We start from the raw sequence: 16,270 nt of genomic DNA, 5'->3' as shown, positions 1-16,270 counted from the left end.
TGCTGGCTTTACCCCCAGAGTCTGACCCGGAACTGGCGCATGGGTGGATGCTCCGTGACCTGGCGCCCGGAAGCATTCGCACTGGCTGAGAACCCTGCAACGAGAGGACCCGCCCGTGCGAAGCAGAAGGATGTTCGCCCTTCTGGCCGGAGGCACCATGGCCACCGTGGCTGCCGGCCTGTATCCCGTCACCGTCTCAGCCGCACCCCCACTGGAGGACTATCTTCACCAGAAGCCCGCGTGGAAGCGCTGCTATCCCACGGCCCCCGCGAACTTCCAGTGTGCGAAGGTCAAGGTTCCGCTGGACTACCGGCGTCCCGACGGGAAGAAAATCGAGCTGGCGATCTCGCGGATCAAGGCGCAAGACCACGGCCAACGGCACGGCGTACTCCTGATGAACCCCGGCGGGCCTGGCGGCGACGACGACCACGCCACTCCTTTGGAATGGCACGAGCAGCTGCCGAAATCCGTGCGCGACCGGTTCGACCTGGTCGGGTTCGATCCCCGCGGCCAAGGCAAGAGCGCCCCCGTCCACTGCGGTCTGGCCAAGGACGAAGACACCGGAAAACGCCCTTACCGTCCGGGGACATTCGACCGGGACGTCGCATGGGCACGCTCCGTGGCGGACAAGTGCAGGGCTCGACAGGGCGACAAGCTGTCCCACATCACCACCCGCAATACTGCCCGGGACATGGACGTGATCCGCGCCGTGCTCGGCGAGAAGAAGATCTCCTACCTGGGCGTCTCCTACGGCACCTATCTCGGCGCCGTCTACACACAGATGTTCCCCGGTCGCGCCGACCGGTTCGTGCTTGACAGCGCAGTCGACCCCAACCGGGTGTGGCGGGGAATGGAGACCGTCAAATCACCTGACTATGAACGCGCGTTCACGCGATGGAGCAAATGGACCGCTCAGCGCGCGGCGCTCTACCACCTCGGCGACACCCCGGCCAAGGTCCGCAAGACCTTCTGGGACCTGGTGGCACGGGCCAACCGCACACCCATCAAGGTCGATGGGGAGATGCTCACAGGCGACGACCTCCGTACGAGCTCAAACATGTTCTTCATCGTCCGCAAGGGTGCCGAGCGGGTTGTCCAGTGGAAGAAGGCCGCCAAGGGCACAACAGCCAATCAGGCCCCGCCCGCCTCCAACCCGAAGTCACCTACGCCCCCTTCCCCCTCCGCAGACAGCACGACAACCGACTCATCCAACGACCACATGCCCGGCTTCTGGTCCATCGTGTGCAGCGACACCCGCACCTGGCCACGGGACCCCGAGAAGTACCGCCACGACGCGGCACGGGACAAAGCCCGGTATCCCCTCTACGGCGACATCGCCGCCAACATCACGCCCTGCGCCTTCTGGAGCAAGGGCAGCGAACCCGCCACCACCGTGAACAACACCGCCAGTGCCCTCATCCTCCAGAACGAATGGGACCCTGCCACCACCCTGACCAGCGGTCTGGGTCTGCACCGGGCCATGAAGGGCTCACGCATGGTGAAAGTCGCCGGAGGCGAGGGACACGGCGTCTACGGTGGGCCACACCAGTCATGCGCCAACCAGGCAGCCACCACCTACCTCACCACCGGCCGGCTCCCCGCCAAGGACATGACATGCCGGGCGTCCAACAACCCACCACGCTGAAAGCCTCGGCCGTCATCAGCTGCGCGAACCGCTCCGGCACCTCCGGCCCCGAGCGGGCGGGCACGGTGTCGAGCACCGCCTGGTTGCCGGGGCGGGGAGTGATGTTCTCCCCGCCCCTTTCCCCTTTGGGCACCATGCGATCGCTGACGCCGATTGCCGCGGCGAATCCGCGCACGGTCTTGCGCATCGCCTCGCGCAGAGCATTGATCTCACGCCCGCTCCAGCGAGCTTCCCCCGGTCGGTCCACGCAGGCCGTCCTACGACTGACCGTCGTCACCCTGCCCCGCCGCCCACGTCTGCTCAGGTCCGGCCCGCAATAGCGCAAACACGCCCCGCGCGACCATCCCTCCCGACCCGCCCGGACGGTCAGGTCTGTGCGCCGCGGTGGTCGGCGGCGGGCGGCCAGGTTCGCGGTGCGAGGACCCCGGTGGTGTAGGCGCGGGCCACCAGTGCTGCCCGGTTCGTCGTTCCCCAGCGTTGGGACAGAGTTCGGAAGTGGTAATTGACCCCGTCGGGGGTCAGGCCCAGCGCCGTGGCGATCTGGGCGGTCGTGGAGCCGCCCGCGGTCAGGGCGAGAATCCGCGCTTCCATGGCGCTTACCTGGGGGCGTTCGTCCGGGGCGGGGGCCGGCGGCGCGGCGGGTCGGTCCAGTACGCGCAGCATCAGCAGCAGGTTCGGTGGTGCGTCCGGCAGGTCGCTGACCACGTCGACGATCAGCGCGCCCTGCCGTTCGGCACCGCTCCCGCTGGTCCAGGACACCTCGATCACTATCCGCGACCTGCGGCGCAGCCGTACCGCTTCGGCGATCGGATCGAATTGGGTACTGGTCCGCGGGTGGAAGAACTCCAAGGCGTTGCGTCCGGTCAGGCGCCCGGGGAGGGTGCCCCACTCCGTGGCCATCGCGGGGTTCACCACCCGAATGCTGCCGTCCGCCTCGCAGAAGGCGGACGGCAGCGGTACGTGGTCGAACAGGACCAGGACGCGGTTGCGCCAGAAGATCGCTCGCTCGCGATCCGACATCGCGGCGTCCTGCGGCCGCCAGTCTGCCTGCTGTTCTTGGAGATCCATCGCGCGTTCCCGCCCCTCGCGTCGTAGCGCCGTTACGCCCCCGAGTTGCCGCACGCAAGTCCGGGACACCCCGGGGCCACTACAAAATTATGTAGGAGGAGGGGCGGGCATGGCGTTGCCGGGGCGCGACGGTGGAGACAGGCGCCGGCACCTTGGCGGCGTCAGCCGGTAAACCCCGATTTCGAAGGGCAGCCGCCATGGCCGATACCTTGCTTCCGCCACAGACGATCAGCGGCGCAGACGTGCCCGTCATCGACCTCTCCGCCTACGATCCGACCGGCACGCCCATCCTGGGGCTGATGAAGGCGGCCCGGCACCTGGGCCCGGTCTTCGCCATGCGTGCGAACGGACAGGACAACCTCTTCGTCTCCGGGCTGGACCTCGCCACCGAGCTCTCCGACGATCAGCGGTTCACCAAGAACGTCGGGCTCGGGGTGGGGCACCTGCGCCGGCTTCTGGGCGACGGGCTGTTCACCGCGTACACCCACGAGCCCAACTGGGCCAAGGCGCACGACATTCTCATGCCCGCCTTCGGCCTGGGGTCGATGCGTACCTACCAGCCGGCGATGCTGAAGGTCGCGCAACGGCTCGTCGAATCCTGGGACCGCCAGGCTGCCGCCGGACATCCGGTGGAGGTGGCCGACGACATGACACGGATGACGCTGGACACCATCGGGCTCGCCGGATTCGGCTTCGACTTCGGCTCCTTCGACCGCGACGAGCCGCACCCGTTCGTCAGCTCGATGGTCAGCTGCCTGGAGTGGGCGATGACCAGTGTCGGCCGCACCCCCGGTGTCGACCACAGCGAGCGCGACGCGGCGATGCGCGCCGACGCCGACTACCTGGCGGGTGTGGTCGATGAGGTCATCGCCGCCCGCACCGCCGCGCCGGCCACCGCCACCGGCCGGCCGCAGGACCTGCTGGGGCTGATGCTCACCGCGACGCATCCGTCCGACAGCACCACCCTGGACCTGGAGAACGTCCGCAAGCAGATCATCACCTTCCTGATCGCCGGGCACGAGACCACCTCAGGAGCGCTGGCCTTCGCCCTGTATTACCTGGTCAAGAACCCGGCCGTGCTGCGCCTCGCGCAGCGTGAGGTGGACGAGATGTGGGGCGACGCCCCCACCCCGGAGCCCACGTTCGAGGACGTCGGCCGCCTGCACTACACCCGCCAGGTGCTGAACGAGGCCCTGCGACTGTGGCCCACCGCCCCCGCGTTCGCGCGCGAGGCGCGCCACGACACCGTCCTGGGCGGCCGCATTCCGCTGCGGGCCGGGCAGGGCGTCCGAGTCGTGATCCCGACGCTCCACCGCGACCCGGTGTGGGGCGACAACCCCGAGCAGTTCGACCCCTCCCGCTTCGCGCCCGAAGCGGTGGCCGCGCGCTCCCCGCACGCGTACAAGCCGTTCGGAGCCGGTGAACGCGCCTGCATCGGGCGGCAGTTCGCGCTGCACGAGGCGACCATGGTGCTCGCCATGCTCATCCACCGCTACCGGCTGATCGACCACGCCCGCTACCAGTTGACGGTGAAGCAGTCGCTCACCATCAAGCCCGACGGGTTCACCCTCACCCTCGTTCCGCGTACCCCCGCCGACCGGGCCGCCAACCGCACCGCACTGCCGACCGCGAGTGCCGCACCCTCCGACAGCGCCCCGGCCGAGACCACCGACCTGCCCACCCGGGTACGCCAGGGCACCGGGCTGCTGCTGCTCCACGGCTCCAACTACGGAACCTGCCGCGACGTCGCCACCCAACTCGCGGACACCGCCGCGGAGCTGGGGTGCGACACCACCGTCGCCCCGCTCGACGCCCACCGTGGCGCACTGCCCACCGACCGGCCCGTCGTGATCACCGCCGCCTCGTACAACGGCCAACCCACCGACGACGCGGCAGAATTCGTCCGCTGGCTCCAGGAGGCCGAACCCGGCGCGGCCGAGGGCGTCGACTACACCGTCCTCGGCGTCGGTGACCGCAACTGGTCCGCCACCTACCAGCGCATCCCTACCCTCATCGACGACCGGCTCGCCGCCCTCGGCGCCACCCGCCTCCTCGACCGCGCCGAAGCCGATGCCTCCGGCGACCTGTCCGGCAGCGTCGCGGCGTTCACGGCCGCACTGCGCACCGCGCTGCTGGAGCACCACGGTGACCCCGCCACCGCGGGCGACCCGCCCCGGCGCGAGCAGGACGGCCCCGCCTACACCGTCACCGAGGTCACCGGTGGCGCGCTCGACGCCCTGACCGCCCGGCACGGCATGACGGCGATGACCGTCACCGGCACCGGCAGCCTCACCCACCCCGACTACCCGCGCGTCAAACGCCTGGTCCGCCTGGCCCTGCCCGAGGGAACGACCTACCGCACGGCCGACCACCTCACCGTGCTGCCCGCCAACGCCCCCGACCTCGTCGAGCGCGCCGCCCGGCTGCTCCACGCCGACCTCGACACCGTCCTGAGCATCGCCCCCCACCGCCCCCGCCGCGACGGCATCCCCGTCGACCGGCCACTGACCATCCGCCAGTTGCTCACCCACCACGTCGAGCTGCAGGACCGCCCGACCGCCGGACACCTCGCCACCCTGGCCGCCCTCAACCCCTGCCCACCCGAACAGGCCGCGCTCCACACCCTCGCCGAGAACGCCGACGCGCGCGCCGCCGACCAGCGCACCCTGCTGGACCTCATCGAGGACCACCCCGCCCTGCGCGAGACCCTGACCTGGCCCACGCTGCTGGAACTGCTGCCCCCGATCAGGCCCCGCCACTACTCCGTGTCCTCTTCACCGGCGGCGGACCCGCACCAGGTCGACCTCATGGTCTCCGTGTTGCAAGCCCCCGCGCGCTCCGGCCGCGGCACCTTCCGCGGCACCGGCTCCGGCTACCTCAGCGCCGTGCGACCCGGCGACACCGTGCTCGCCCGGCTCCAGCCGTGCCGCGAAGCCTTCCGCATCGGCCACGACACCGGCACCCCCGTCATCATGATCGCCGCCGGGACCGGGCTCGCCCCCTTCCGCGGCGTCATCGCCGACCGCCGCGCACTCCTGACCAGCGGCACCCCACTCGCCCCGGCACTGTGCTACTTCGGCTGCGACGCCCCCGACGCCGACTACCTCCACGCCGACGAACTGCACGCCGCTGAACGGGCCGGCGCAGTCGCCCTGCGCCCTGCCTTCAGCGAGGCCCCCATCGACGGCCGGCGCTTCGTGCAGGACCGCCTCACCGCCGAGGCCGACGAGGTGTGGGAGCTGCTGAACACCGGGGCCCGGGTCCACGTCTGCGGCGACGGCGCCCGCATGGCCCCCGGCGTCCGCGACGCCTTCCAGGCCATGTACCTGCGGCGCACCGAAGGCGCCGACCGCGCGGAAGCCCAGGACTGGCTCCGGACCCTGATGGATCAGGGCCGGTACATCGAGGACGTCTACAGCGGCTGACCCCACCGCGCCCGCGGCCCACCAAGAAGCGAACAGCAAACTGTCGAGGAGCCTGGAGCAGTTGTGGACCCTGCAGTACACGGCGAAGCCGGTGGTGAGGACGCCATCCGGTCCGCCATGCGCCATCGGCTACGCAATGCAGTGATCAATGTTGTGCCCGTTTTCGGATTCACCCTGAGCTTCGCGCTCTCCCACCGGCTTGCCGTCGCGCTGGCACTTGCCCTCGCGGCCGGGGCCGCGGTCTGCGTCTACCGAGCGGCGCGCAGAGAGCCTGTGTGGGGCGCCCTCGCGGCTCTCGGCCTCGTGTGTGTCGCGGGTGCTCTGGCCGCAGGGACCGGGCAGGCCACCAGCTTCTTCCTGCCGAGTCTGATGCTGCACGCCGTGATGGCCGTGGTGTCGGCCGTGATGCTGTTGCTCGGATGGCCGCCGATGGGCGTGGTGGTGGGGCTGATCACGAAGGAAGGGACCGGCTGGCGGCGGTGCAGGGTGCGCCGCCGGGCCCTCACCAGAGGCAACTTGGTCGTCCTCGCCGGGAATCTCAAGATGCTGGCGATCCAGATCCCGCTGTTCCTGTCCGGCCAGACCGTCGCCCTCGGCGCGGTCGATGTCCTCGGGCCGATTGTCATCGCGCTCGGCGCACTGCTGGGTTGGCGCGTCTACCGACGTGTCCTTGGAGGGCACCGCTGCGGCAGTCACGACCGTATGACGGTTGAAGTTCATCTTGAGGGGCCCGCCGGAGAGCACCTGGTTCCGGCGGCTGCTCACCGGCCCGTTCACCGTGCGCCGGATGCGCCAACTCCCGCGGTGGAGTAGATCGTCGCCGAGCGTCGGGCCTGACGTCGCCGGCTTCCTGACGTCGGGGCGGGGCCTACGGGTATGCGCGAGCTAACCCACTCCGGTCTCCTTTGGGCCGCGCATTCACAAAAGCGGCTTCTGGCAATGCAAGAACCCAACGACCGCATCGCCGCTGTGTCTGCGATGCGGGGGAGAGAGTAATTGTGGTTGATTCCGATACCGTCGCGCCCTTTGTGCTCGGCGTTTCCGACGAAGAGCTGGAGGATGTGCGCGACCGTTTGCGTCGTGTCCGGCTGCCCGAGGGCGAGACGGTCGATGACTGGTCACAGGGGATTCCGCGTTCCTACGTCCAGGAGTTGTGCCGTTACTGGCTGGAGGAGTACGACTGGCGCCGGCTCGAAGCCGAGCTCAATGACCGCGGCCAGTGGCGCACGGTGATCGACGGGCTGGGGATTCATTTCCTGCACGTCCGTTCCCCTCGTGCGGATGCGCGGCCCCTGCTGATGACTCACGGGTGGCCCGGTTCGGTGGTGGAGTTCCTCGATATTCTCGACGAGCTGGCCGATCCGCCGGCCGGTGAACCCGCATTTCACGTGGTGGCGCCTTCGCTGCCGGGATTCGGTTTCTCCGACAAGCCGGCCGGGACGGGCTGGGGGATCGAGCGTATTGCCGATGCCTGGGCCGAGCTGATGACCCGGCTCGGCTATGAACGTTTCCTTGCCCAGGGCGGCGACTGGGGTGCGTTCGTGACGACGGCACTGGGAGTCCGGCACCCTGACCGTGTCGAGGCGCTGCATACGACGATGCCGCCGGTCCAGCCGCCCTCGGGGTTCACCGAGGACGATCTCGGCGACGCCGAGCGCGCGGACCTGGCTGCGGCCAGGGAAGTGCTGGCGGCCGAGCGCGGGTACATGACTGTGCAGTCGACGCGCCCCCAGACGCTCGGGTACGGCCTGACGGATTCCCCGGCCGGGCAACTCGCGTGGATCGTGGAGAAGTTTCAGGGGTGGACCGACTGCGACGGGCACCCCGAGAACGCGGTGTCCCGTCAGCGGCTCCTGGACAACGCTGCGATCTATTGGTTCGGCGCGTGCGGCGCGTCGTCGGCGCGGTTGTACTGGGAGAGCCTCCCGCCCCGGAACTGGCGTCCGGTGACTGTCCCGTCAGCGGTGTCGAGGTTCCCGAAGGAGCCGTTCCGAGCACCCCGCGCCTGGGTCGAGGCGCGCTTCGAGGACCTGCGGTACTGGAACGTCCTGGACCGTGGCGGGCACTTCCCCTCCCTTGAGGTTCCGCACCTCTTCGTCTCCGAACTGCGAGCCGCCTTCGGACGCGAGTCCTGACGAGACGGGCCGCTGTCCTGCCGTGCAGGCACGGGCAATCGGCGGAGAAAAACGCACTGGTGAGCGGCGACGAAAACGTCGTTGTGCCAGCGCGATGGCGAATTCCACACCCACACCAGAAAGAGGAAATACGTTGTCAGAGCGGGAAATAATCGAGGTTGACTACCTGATCGTCGGGGCTGGAGCCATGGGCATGGCCTTCGCCGACACTCTGTTGACCGAGACGGACGCGACCGTGGCCATCGTCGATCGCTACGGTCGGCCCGGTGGCCACTGGACGGTCGCCTACCCGTTCGTGCGGCTGCATCAGCCTTCGTCGTTCTACGGCGTCAATTCCCGTGAACTGGGAACAGACGAAGTGGACCAGGACGGCTGGAACGCGGGACTCCACGAGCTGGCGTCGTCCGATGAGATCCTCACCTATTTCGACCAGGTGATGCGCAAAACCCTCTTGCCCAGCGGTCGTGTCTCGTACTTCCCCATGTCCCACTACGACGGCGCGGATCCCGCGCGACCGGATGTCCAGCGGTGTCACTCCCTCGTCTCCGGTGGCGAGTTCGACATCCGCGTGCGTCGGCGGACCGTGGACGCCACCTACATGAACGTCACGGTTCCTGCGATGTGCCCGCCGAAGTACGAGGTGGCTTCCGGGGTCCGGCTGATCACCCCCAACCAGCTGCCGGCCCTGGAGCAGCAGGCATCGCACTACACCGTGGTGGGAGCGGGAAAGACGGGCATCGACGCGTGCCTGTGGCTTCTGCAGCATGGCGTCGACCCGTCCGGCATCACCTGGATCATGCCGCGCGACTCGTGGCTGCTCGACCGTGCTCAGATCCAGCCCGGACCGGAGTCCGCCGCGAGCGACGCCGAGTCGTTCACCGCTCGCATCCGCGCGGTGCTGGAATCCCGCACGGTCGAGGAGCTTTTTCAGCGGCTGGAAGCCGGCGGCCTCCTGCTGAGGCTGTCTTCCGACGTCACGCCGACGGCGTATCGCTGCGCGACCGTCAGCCGGACCGAACTCGAACAGCTCCGGCGGATCACCGACATCGTCCGCCACGGCAGGGTCCGGCGCATCGGCGCCGACACGGTGGAACTCGGCGGGGCGACCGTCCCCGCCCGCCCCGGAACCCTCTACATCGACTGCACCGCGGACGGCCTCGAGGCGCGGCCGGTGGTGCCGATGTTCAGTGGCTCCCGCATCACGTTGCAGACGCTCGTCCCGTGCCAGCAGGTGTTCAGCGCCGCCTTCGCCGCCCACGTCGAGGCAACATATGAGGACGACGCCGAGAAGAACCGGATATGCGTCGCCGCGCCTCACCCCAACACCGCCCTGGACTGGCTCCGCAGCAGTGCGCACCTCGATGACCTGCTCCTGCGGTGGTTTGCGGACCGTGGGCTCCTCGAATGGTGCGACGCATCGCGTCTGACGAAATACTCGATCGGCTCGCTCCCCGACGAACTGCGGACCGCGCTCTTCGAGGGCCTGCACGCCGAGAGGAAGCAACTGCAGCAACTGCTGGCACACGAGGACCAGACCGTGGCAGTGACAGTGGCAGCGAACTGACCACCGTCACCGGGCGGTCCTGCGCGCCGAATTGAAGATCTGACGCAGGCGAGGGGCGACCCACACGGTCCGGTACGGTCGGCCTCGACCAGGTGTGATCTCTGCAGTTGTTCGACCAGCTCAGGAAGTCGCTGCTGGTCCAGCCGTGGATGCGCGATCTGGCCGTCACGGTCAGCTGCTTCGTCTTGTCCACCCCGGTGGCGGCCGCTGGCCGCCGTCGGGGCGGTCCTGTCATCGCACCTACCGCCTCGTGCCCCAACCGTGCCCTCCAGCACGGTCAACAACGGTCATAAACGGTGCTCAAGAGCCCTCCCGAACAGGCGGACTCAGCATCGTTTTCCCAGGTCAGAGACCATATCGAGCACTCATGCCCCCTTGATTCCCAAGCTCAGGGCACAGGATAGGTCCGCGTCGCGTGGCCAAAGCTGCTTGGCAACCAGTCATTACGGGGGCGGCAGAGGGTTCCGGAGGCACACGAAGCAATCGCCGGACTGGGGCTGAGGAAGGTGGGATGGTGATCCGACTTCACCAGCTCTCGTCTCACGGGACTTGGGTGAGGAGCCGGGCATCCGACAGGAGAGGACGACAGGCCGTGACGGAACAGCGCTGCGATCGCTGTGATCTCATCATCGGGGCGGGGTGCGCCTGCCCGTCCGAGGGTGTGGCTCCTCGCATGGTTGGCGGCCAAGCACCGAAACAGGCCAGCCGCCCCGGGCAGCCGCCCCACGCCATCATCGTGTCGCCCGCGGGGAACGCCCACCTGCCCGGCTGCAACCACCTCTCCGACAGCGAAATCGCTGGGCCGAAGTTCGGCTGGGTGGCCGGCCCCGATCCCGATGCCTGGTCCCGCATCTCGGAGTCGCAGCCGCTGCGAGCCACCGAGGGCAACACCGGGCGAGTGGCGACCCGTCGCTGCCTGACTTGCGATACCTACGGATAAGGCGCTGCGCCGAATGCCTGGTCAGCCGTCCGCCATGCGTGAGCGATGCGTGAGCGGACGGCGTGACACAGGCCGGTCCGGCGCTGGACCTGGCGTCAGCTGTAGGTGCTGTGACCAGGGAGAACTGGACTCCGGTGGACTACCTGGGACCGTCGGTCCCAGGTTCGTCGGGTCTTTTAATCCATTGGTTCAGGGTTCGAGCCCCTGATGGCCCACCAGAAGCGGGACGGCGAGACCGTCCGCCGGATGGAGTGCCCCGAGGGCCCGGACCGATTGCGGTCCGGGCCCTCGGGCGTGAGCGGGGTGTGGGGCGGGCCTCAAGTGCCTTTGACCGGAACGAGCTTGGGGGACTTCAGGCGGGCGCGGCGGCCGCTGCTTCCGCCCGGGCTTCCTCGGCCGCCCGCGTGCTGCCTCCCCCGGCCGGTCCCGTGACCCGTCCGGCCCCCGACGAGTCGCCGTCCCGGCCCGTACCGGCAAGCCTGGGGACGTCGAGGCGACCGGCACGACGGTCCCGTACGGACGGGCGGGAGTGGGGCGAGGCCGGTGCGGATGCTCCGAGGTGAGGCGCCCCCCGAGGGCGACGGGGAGCGCCGTGCCCGGCTGGTGTGGTCCGGCCGACTGCTGGTGCGCCGGCTTCCGGTCCTCCTGATCGTCGGCGGCGTCGCCTTCGGCGTGGGGACGCCCGCCGGATACACCGCCGCCCCCTTCTTCTCGGCCGCCCCACTGGTCGCCGCGCCGCTCTACGCACTGCGCGGCACCGTTCTCACGGCCCTGGCCGCCGTGCTCGGCGAGATCTGGGTCGTCCTCTACCGCAGCGGCGCCGCGCAGGACCACGGCGAGTCGGTGACGGAGACCGCCTTGGTCCTTGTTGTCGCCCTGTCGGCCGTCGGCATCAACCGGGTCGTCCGGAGCGCCGACATCCGCCCGGCCGCCATACAGGACGTCTCGGCGGCCGCCCAGCGCGCCGTCCTGCCCACGCCGCCCGAACGGCTCGCCGGGCTCGCCATCGCCGCCCGCTATGTGGGCGCGCGGGTGGCGGACCGGAGCGGCGGTGACCTCTACGCGGTGCAGGAGACCCCGCACGGCGTACGGCTGCTGGTCGGCGACGTACGGGGCAAGGGGCTGGACGCGGTGCGGACCGCGGTGATCGTCATCGGCGCCTTCCGTGAGGCGGCGGAACAGGAGCGCACCCTGGGGGCGGTGGCGGGCCGGCTGGAGCGGGCGCTGCGGCGGGAGGGCGGGCGGTGCGAGGGGGTGGAGCAGGCCGAGGGGTTCACCACTGCCGTACTGGCCGAGATCCCCGCCGACGGGCAGTCCGTTCTGCGGGTGCTCAACCGGGGGCACCCGTCCCCGCTGCTGCTCACCCCGGACGGCGGGCTGCGCGAACTGCTCCCCGAGGCGCCGGCGCCGCCCCTCGGGCTGGGCGAGATGGCGAGCCGGCCGGACCGGCCGGACGAGTCGTTCTTCCCGGCCGGGGCCCTGCTGCTCTTCTTCACCGACGGGGTGACCGGGGCCCGGGACCTGCTCGGCCGCTACTACAACCCGTCGGGCAAACTGCGCGGCTGCCGCTTCCCCGGCCCGGACGTCCTCGTGGACACCCTCGTCGAGGATGTGGCACGGCATACGGGCGGTGCGCCGGCCGACGACATGGCGCTGCTGGCGGTGCAGCGGCCCATGGGGGCGTAGGGGGCCCCGAGCCCGCTCAGCGCCGCAGGCTGTCCCTCGCGCCGGAGAGGCTGTGCAGGCTCTGCCCGTGGGGGCCGGTGAGTGCGACCGGGCGGCCGTCGAGTGCGAGGGTCAGATGCAGGGTGTCGTCCGGGCGGGGCGCGTGGGGTGCGGAGTCGGTGATCCACGGCAGCACGGAGTGGTGCTCGTGGGAGATCCAGTGGCCGCCGCCGGGCCGCCCGTCGAGCAGCGACCGTACGAGGCGCACGAACTCCTCGCGGCGGGCGGGCGGGAGATAAGGCAGCACGGCGCTGTGGAAGATGACCAGCGTCGCCTCGGGCGGTGCCTCGGCGGCGAGCGCGGGCAGCTCGTCGATCAGGTCGCCGCGCACCATCCGCGGCCGCGGCGCCGTCCGTACCGCGTCGACGGCCGCGGACAGCCGGGCCGCGCGTTCCTCGTCGCCCGGCCATACGAGCGCCTGGAGCCAGCGCAGATCGTCCCGTTCGTCCACCGGGTCGAGCGGGTCCAGGTCGATGCCGGCCCGCCAGACGATCTGCGGCAGCCGTTCGGGCAGCTCGTCGGCCGCCCCTCCCGTACGGCAGGTCAACACCAGCGGGCTCTCCGGGGCCCCCAGCTCGGCCCGGAGGACGCCGCCCGCCCGGTGGCCCGCGCCGTCCTCGCCGTCGGCCTCGTACCGGTAGCGGTAGCGGCCGGGGTGCAGACACAGCCCCGCGGACGTGCCGGCCTCCAGCAGCGCCAGCGGCTGCGGCAGACGGGCGAGCAGCGGCAGCAGGGGGGCGCAGTGGGCCGGTTCATTGGTCTGGGCGGCGCGCTGCATGATCACCGCGCGCACCTCGTCCCAGTGCCGGATCGTCCACTCGCGCCAGCGCCCGTACGCGGCCGCACCGCGCGGGCCCATTTCGGCGTGCGGGCCGTCGAGGTAGCGGACGGCGGCGAGCAGGAGGTCCGGCTGCTGTTTGCTGCCGGCGGGCAGCGAGCCGGACAGCAGATCGCAGAACTCCGGGTCCTGGCTGATCCGCGCGCTCAGCTCCTCGTGTGCGTCCGACCGGCCGCGCGCCTCCCACCAGGAGAACTCCCGGTACCGCTCCGCCACTCCCCACGCGTTACCGGCAGCCCGTCCGGCGTTCCCGGTGTTCCCGACGTTGACGACCATGATCCGACGTTACTGCTCTCACCCTCCGTAACTGAGGGGCACCCCTGTGCATAACAACTGGCACACAATCCGCGGGAGATCGTTTAGAGGTGGCGGGCCGACTCGCCCGGATTGCTGCCCTGCTGGCCGAAAAGGCCGCGCGGCGGCTTGCGCGGAGCGCATACGGATTCGTGGGAACGCTTGGAATTCGGTCGCCGTCTCTATTACTGTCCGATAACGCAGCGCGGTCGTCCCAGCCGTCGCCCGAGGCGGCACCGCGCGCCGACGCCGAATCCCGCACGCGCTTTTCACGCACCCCCAAGCACTTCGAACTGCACCTAGGGAACCGGGGAACCACTTCCTTGGGGTGAATCGGACGCCCTCCGCCAGTGGGCGTCCGTAGGAGACCTTCCTGCTCCGAACCCGTCAGCTAACCCGGTAGGCGAGAAGGAAGGAAAGGAGTGCGCCCCCGTGGCGTCCAACAGGCCTACCCCCGTGGACCCGTCCGCCTACGAGCTCGATGACCGAGGTGCCTTCCCCGGCCCCGGTGTCGATGACGGCGACGGACCGTGGGAGGAATGGAATCCCACCGAGGAATCCACCCGTTCCGTTCGAGGCAAGCACCGCGTCGCCAAGCAGCGCGGCGGCGGATTCGCCCGCAGCGGCACCGTCCTGGGTGTCGGCGTCATCGCGGCGGTCGGCGCGAGCGGCATGGCCTCGGCCGAGGGCCGTCCGCCGGTGCCGATCTCGATGCCCGACGTCGGCGGCATGGCCGACGACCTCTCCGAGAAACTGCCGGATGCCAAGGAGCTTCCCGGCATCGGCGACCTGATATCCGACGACGGCTCCGCGGCCGCCGACGCCGCCTCGGCTCCCGCCGACGGCACGGCCACCGCCGCTTCCATGGGGACGGGCGCGGACACGGGGAACGCCGCGGGCGCCGGTGAGGCGCTGCGCAGCCGCATCCTCCAGCAGGCCGACGCGCAGCAGGGCACCGCCGAGCAGGAGGCCCGCGAGGCCGCCGAGAAGGCCGCTGTCCAGCAGGCCGCAGCGGAAGCCGCCGCCCACCAGAAGTCGGCCGAGAAGGCCGCAGCAGCCAAGAAGGCGGCCGAGATGGAGGCCAAGCGCAAGGCGGAGGAAGCGGCCCGACGGAAGGCCGAGGCCGAACGCCTCGCCAAACTGGCGAAGAGCTTCATCACCCCCGTGTCCTCCTACACGCTCACCGCCGGCTTCGGCCAGGCCGGCGACCGCTGGGCCGCCGACCACACCGGACAGGACTTCGCCGCGCCGACCGGCACCCCCATCAAGGCGGTGCACTCCGGCACCATCACCCAGGCCGGCTGGGCCGGCTCGTACGGCTACCGCATCGTCCTCACCCTCGACGACGGCACCGAACTCTGGTTCTGCCACCTCTCCTCGATGGTGAAGACCTCCGGCAAGGTCAGCACCGGCGACGTCATCGGCCGCGTCGGCGCCACCGGCAACGTCACCGGCCCCCACCTCCACCTGGAGGTACGCCCCGGCGCCGGCGACCCGATCGACCCGATGCCGTGGCTGCGCGATCATGGGCTCAATGTGTGACCGAGGGCCTCGAAGCCTGAACTGCACCCTCAACCCGTAAGGGCCCGAGGGGAGTTGTCGTTCGGGGGAAGAGGAAGGAATAACTCCTCTTCCCCCGGCGCTGCAACGACGTATGACCGCGACACACAGCACCCCAGGCGCCCGCAGCACCCGCAAGCCCCTCGGCTCGCTCTCCGTCTCCCCGCTGTCCCTCGGGGGCAATGTCTTCGGCTGGACGGCCGACGAAGCCACGTCCTTCGCCGTCCTCGACGCGTATGTGGCGGGCGGCGGCAATTTCGTCGACACCGCCGACGCCTACTCGCACTGGGTCCCCGGCAACAAGGGCGGCGAATCCGAGACCGTCATCGGCAACTGGCTGGCCTCCCGCGGCAACCGCTCCGAGGTCGTCATAGCCACCAAGGTCGGCGCCCTCCCCGGCTACAAGGGCCTGTCCCCCGCCACCATCAAGTCCGCGGTCGACGCCTCCCTGACCCGTCTGCGCACCGACTACATCGACCTCTATTACACCCACTACGACGACGAGTCGGTCGAGGTCCCGGAGTTCCTCACCGCCCTCGACGACCTCGTCCGGGCCGGCAAGGTCCGCGAGATCGCCGCCTCCAACATCTCGGCGCAGCGCCTGGAGGAGTCCCTGGCCTGCTCAGCCCGCGAGGGCCTGGCCCGCTATGTCGCCCTCCAGCCCCACTACAACCTGGTCTCCCGCGACACCTACGAAGGCGAACTCGCCGAGGTCGCCGCCCGCCACGACCTGGCCGCCGTGCCGTATTACGCCCTCGCCTCCGGCTTCCTGACCGGCAAGTACCGCCCGGGGACCCACGTCGACAGCGCCCGCTCCGGAGGCGCCGCCAAGTACGTGGACACCGACCGCGGCCGCCGCGTCCTCCAGGCCCTCGACACCGTCGCCGCCGCCCACGGGGCCGAACTCGCCACCGTCGCCCTGGCCTGGCTCGCCGGCCGGCCCACCGTCGCGGCGCCGATCGCGAGCGCCCGGACGGTGTCCCAACTCCCGGCTCTGCTGGCGGTGGGGGATGTGGCGCTTACGGAGGACGAACTCAAGCTGCTGGACGAGGCTTCCGCCTGACCCAGTCCCTGAG

General features: G+C 70.2%; 10 protein-coding genes and 1 riboswitch. Of the genes, 8 read left to right on the top strand and 2 right to left on the bottom strand.

All coding sequences use genetic code 11. From position 1 onward, the window contains the following. Positions 1 to 115 precede the first annotated feature (115 nt). Positions 116 to 1,645 carry an alpha/beta fold hydrolase gene (locus QT196_RS18570; RefSeq protein WP_323139185.1) on the top strand — a complete coding sequence of 510 codons (1,530 nt, stop codon included), beginning with the start codon at positions 116 to 118 and terminating at the stop codon, positions 1,643 to 1,645. A 366-nt stretch (positions 1,646 to 2,011) separates the two neighbouring features. Here the strand turns inward: QT196_RS18570 and QT196_RS18565 are convergent, their stop codons facing one another. Further along, positions 2,012 to 2,713 (bottom strand): LuxR C-terminal-related transcriptional regulator, encoded by a 702-nt coding sequence (locus QT196_RS18565; protein WP_290355269.1) that lies wholly within the window; start codon positions 2,711 to 2,713, stop codon positions 2,012 to 2,014. 197 nt (positions 2,714 to 2,910) lie between these two features. Here QT196_RS18565 and QT196_RS18560 point away from each other — a divergent pair, with 197 nt between their 5' ends. The 5 genes from QT196_RS18560 (at position 2,911) to QT196_RS18540 (ending at position 12,463) form a co-directional block, all read left to right on the top strand. Further along, positions 2,911 to 6,138 carry a cytochrome P450 gene (locus tag QT196_RS18560; RefSeq protein ID WP_290355268.1) on the top strand — a complete coding sequence of 1,076 codons (3,228 nt, stop codon included), beginning with the start codon at positions 2,911 to 2,913 and terminating at the stop codon, positions 6,136 to 6,138. A gap of 117 nt (positions 6,139 to 6,255) precedes the next feature. Next, positions 6,256 to 6,951: a DUF3159 domain-containing protein gene (locus QT196_RS18555; protein ID WP_290356679.1), complete on the top strand. Its 696-nt coding sequence runs from the start codon at positions 6,256 to 6,258 to the stop codon at positions 6,949 to 6,951. A gap of 185 nt (positions 6,952 to 7,136) precedes the next feature. Further along, entirely contained in the window at positions 7,137 to 8,273 is a 1,137-nt protein-coding gene (locus QT196_RS18550) for an epoxide hydrolase family protein (RefSeq protein WP_266737684.1), read from the top strand. A gap of 133 nt (positions 8,274 to 8,406) precedes the next feature. Then, positions 8,407 to 9,837 (top strand): FAD/NAD(P)-binding protein, encoded by a 1,431-nt coding sequence (locus QT196_RS18545; protein ID WP_290355267.1) that lies wholly within the window; start codon positions 8,407 to 8,409, stop codon positions 9,835 to 9,837. A 1,489-nt stretch (positions 9,838 to 11,326) separates the two neighbouring features. Continuing rightward, complete coding sequence (locus tag QT196_RS18540) at positions 11,327 to 12,463, top strand: PP2C family protein-serine/threonine phosphatase (RefSeq protein ID WP_168480174.1); 1,137 nt, start codon at positions 11,327 to 11,329, stop codon at positions 12,461 to 12,463. A gap of 16 nt (positions 12,464 to 12,479) precedes the next feature. On the opposite strand, the gene QT196_RS18535 is transcribed toward QT196_RS18540, so the two are convergent. Beyond that, the gene (locus tag QT196_RS18535; protein WP_290355266.1) at positions 12,480 to 13,616 is read right to left on the bottom strand and encodes a DUF2332 domain-containing protein; all 1,137 of its coding nucleotides are present in this window, start codon (positions 13,614 to 13,616) and stop codon (positions 12,480 to 12,482) included. Positions 13,617 to 13,900: 284 nt separating this feature from the next. Further along, a riboswitch (cyclic di-AMP (ydaO/yuaA leader) is annotated at positions 13,901 to 14,055 on the top strand. Between the two features lie 11 nt (positions 14,056 to 14,066). Between QT196_RS18535 and QT196_RS18530 the strand changes: the two genes are divergently transcribed. Beyond that, positions 14,067 to 15,176, top strand: coding sequence for a M23 family metallopeptidase (locus QT196_RS18530; RefSeq protein ID WP_168480172.1), 1,110 nt, complete (start codon positions 14,067 to 14,069; stop codon positions 15,174 to 15,176). A 112-nt stretch (positions 15,177 to 15,288) separates the two neighbouring features. After that, positions 15,289 to 16,257, top strand: a complete 969-nt coding sequence (locus QT196_RS18525) for an aldo/keto reductase (protein WP_290355265.1) — start codon at positions 15,289 to 15,291, stop codon at positions 16,255 to 16,257. Positions 16,258 to 16,270 lie beyond the last annotated feature (13 nt).

This window comes from Streptomyces sp. P9-2B-2 (genome assembly GCF_030406865.1).
Lineage (GTDB): Bacteria > Actinomycetota > Actinomycetes > Streptomycetales > Streptomycetaceae > Streptomyces > Streptomyces platensis.
This window is presented reverse-complemented; position numbering and strand designations above follow the sequence as displayed.

Excerpts from the sequence above, each read along its gene's own strand:
- QT196_RS18565 (WP_290355269.1), bottom strand. The coding sequence starts at position 2,713 with ATGGATCTCCAAGAACAGCAGGCAGACTGGCGGCCGCAGGACGCCGCG.
- QT196_RS18560 (WP_290355268.1), top strand. The coding sequence starts at position 2,911 with ATGGCCGATACCTTGCTTCCGCCACAGACGATCAGCGGCGCAGACGTG.
- QT196_RS18555 (WP_290356679.1), top strand. The coding sequence starts at position 6,256 with ATGCGCCATCGGCTACGCAATGCAGTGATCAATGTTGTGCCCGTTTTC.
- QT196_RS18540 (WP_168480174.1), top strand. The coding sequence starts at position 11,327 with ATGCTCCGAGGTGAGGCGCCCCCCGAGGGCGACGGGGAGCGCCGTGCC.
- QT196_RS18535 (WP_290355266.1), bottom strand. The coding sequence starts at position 13,616 with ATGGTCGTCAACGTCGGGAACACCGGGAACGCCGGACGGGCTGCCGGT.
- QT196_RS18525 (WP_290355265.1), top strand. The coding sequence starts at position 15,289 with ATGACCGCGACACACAGCACCCCAGGCGCCCGCAGCACCCGCAAGCCC.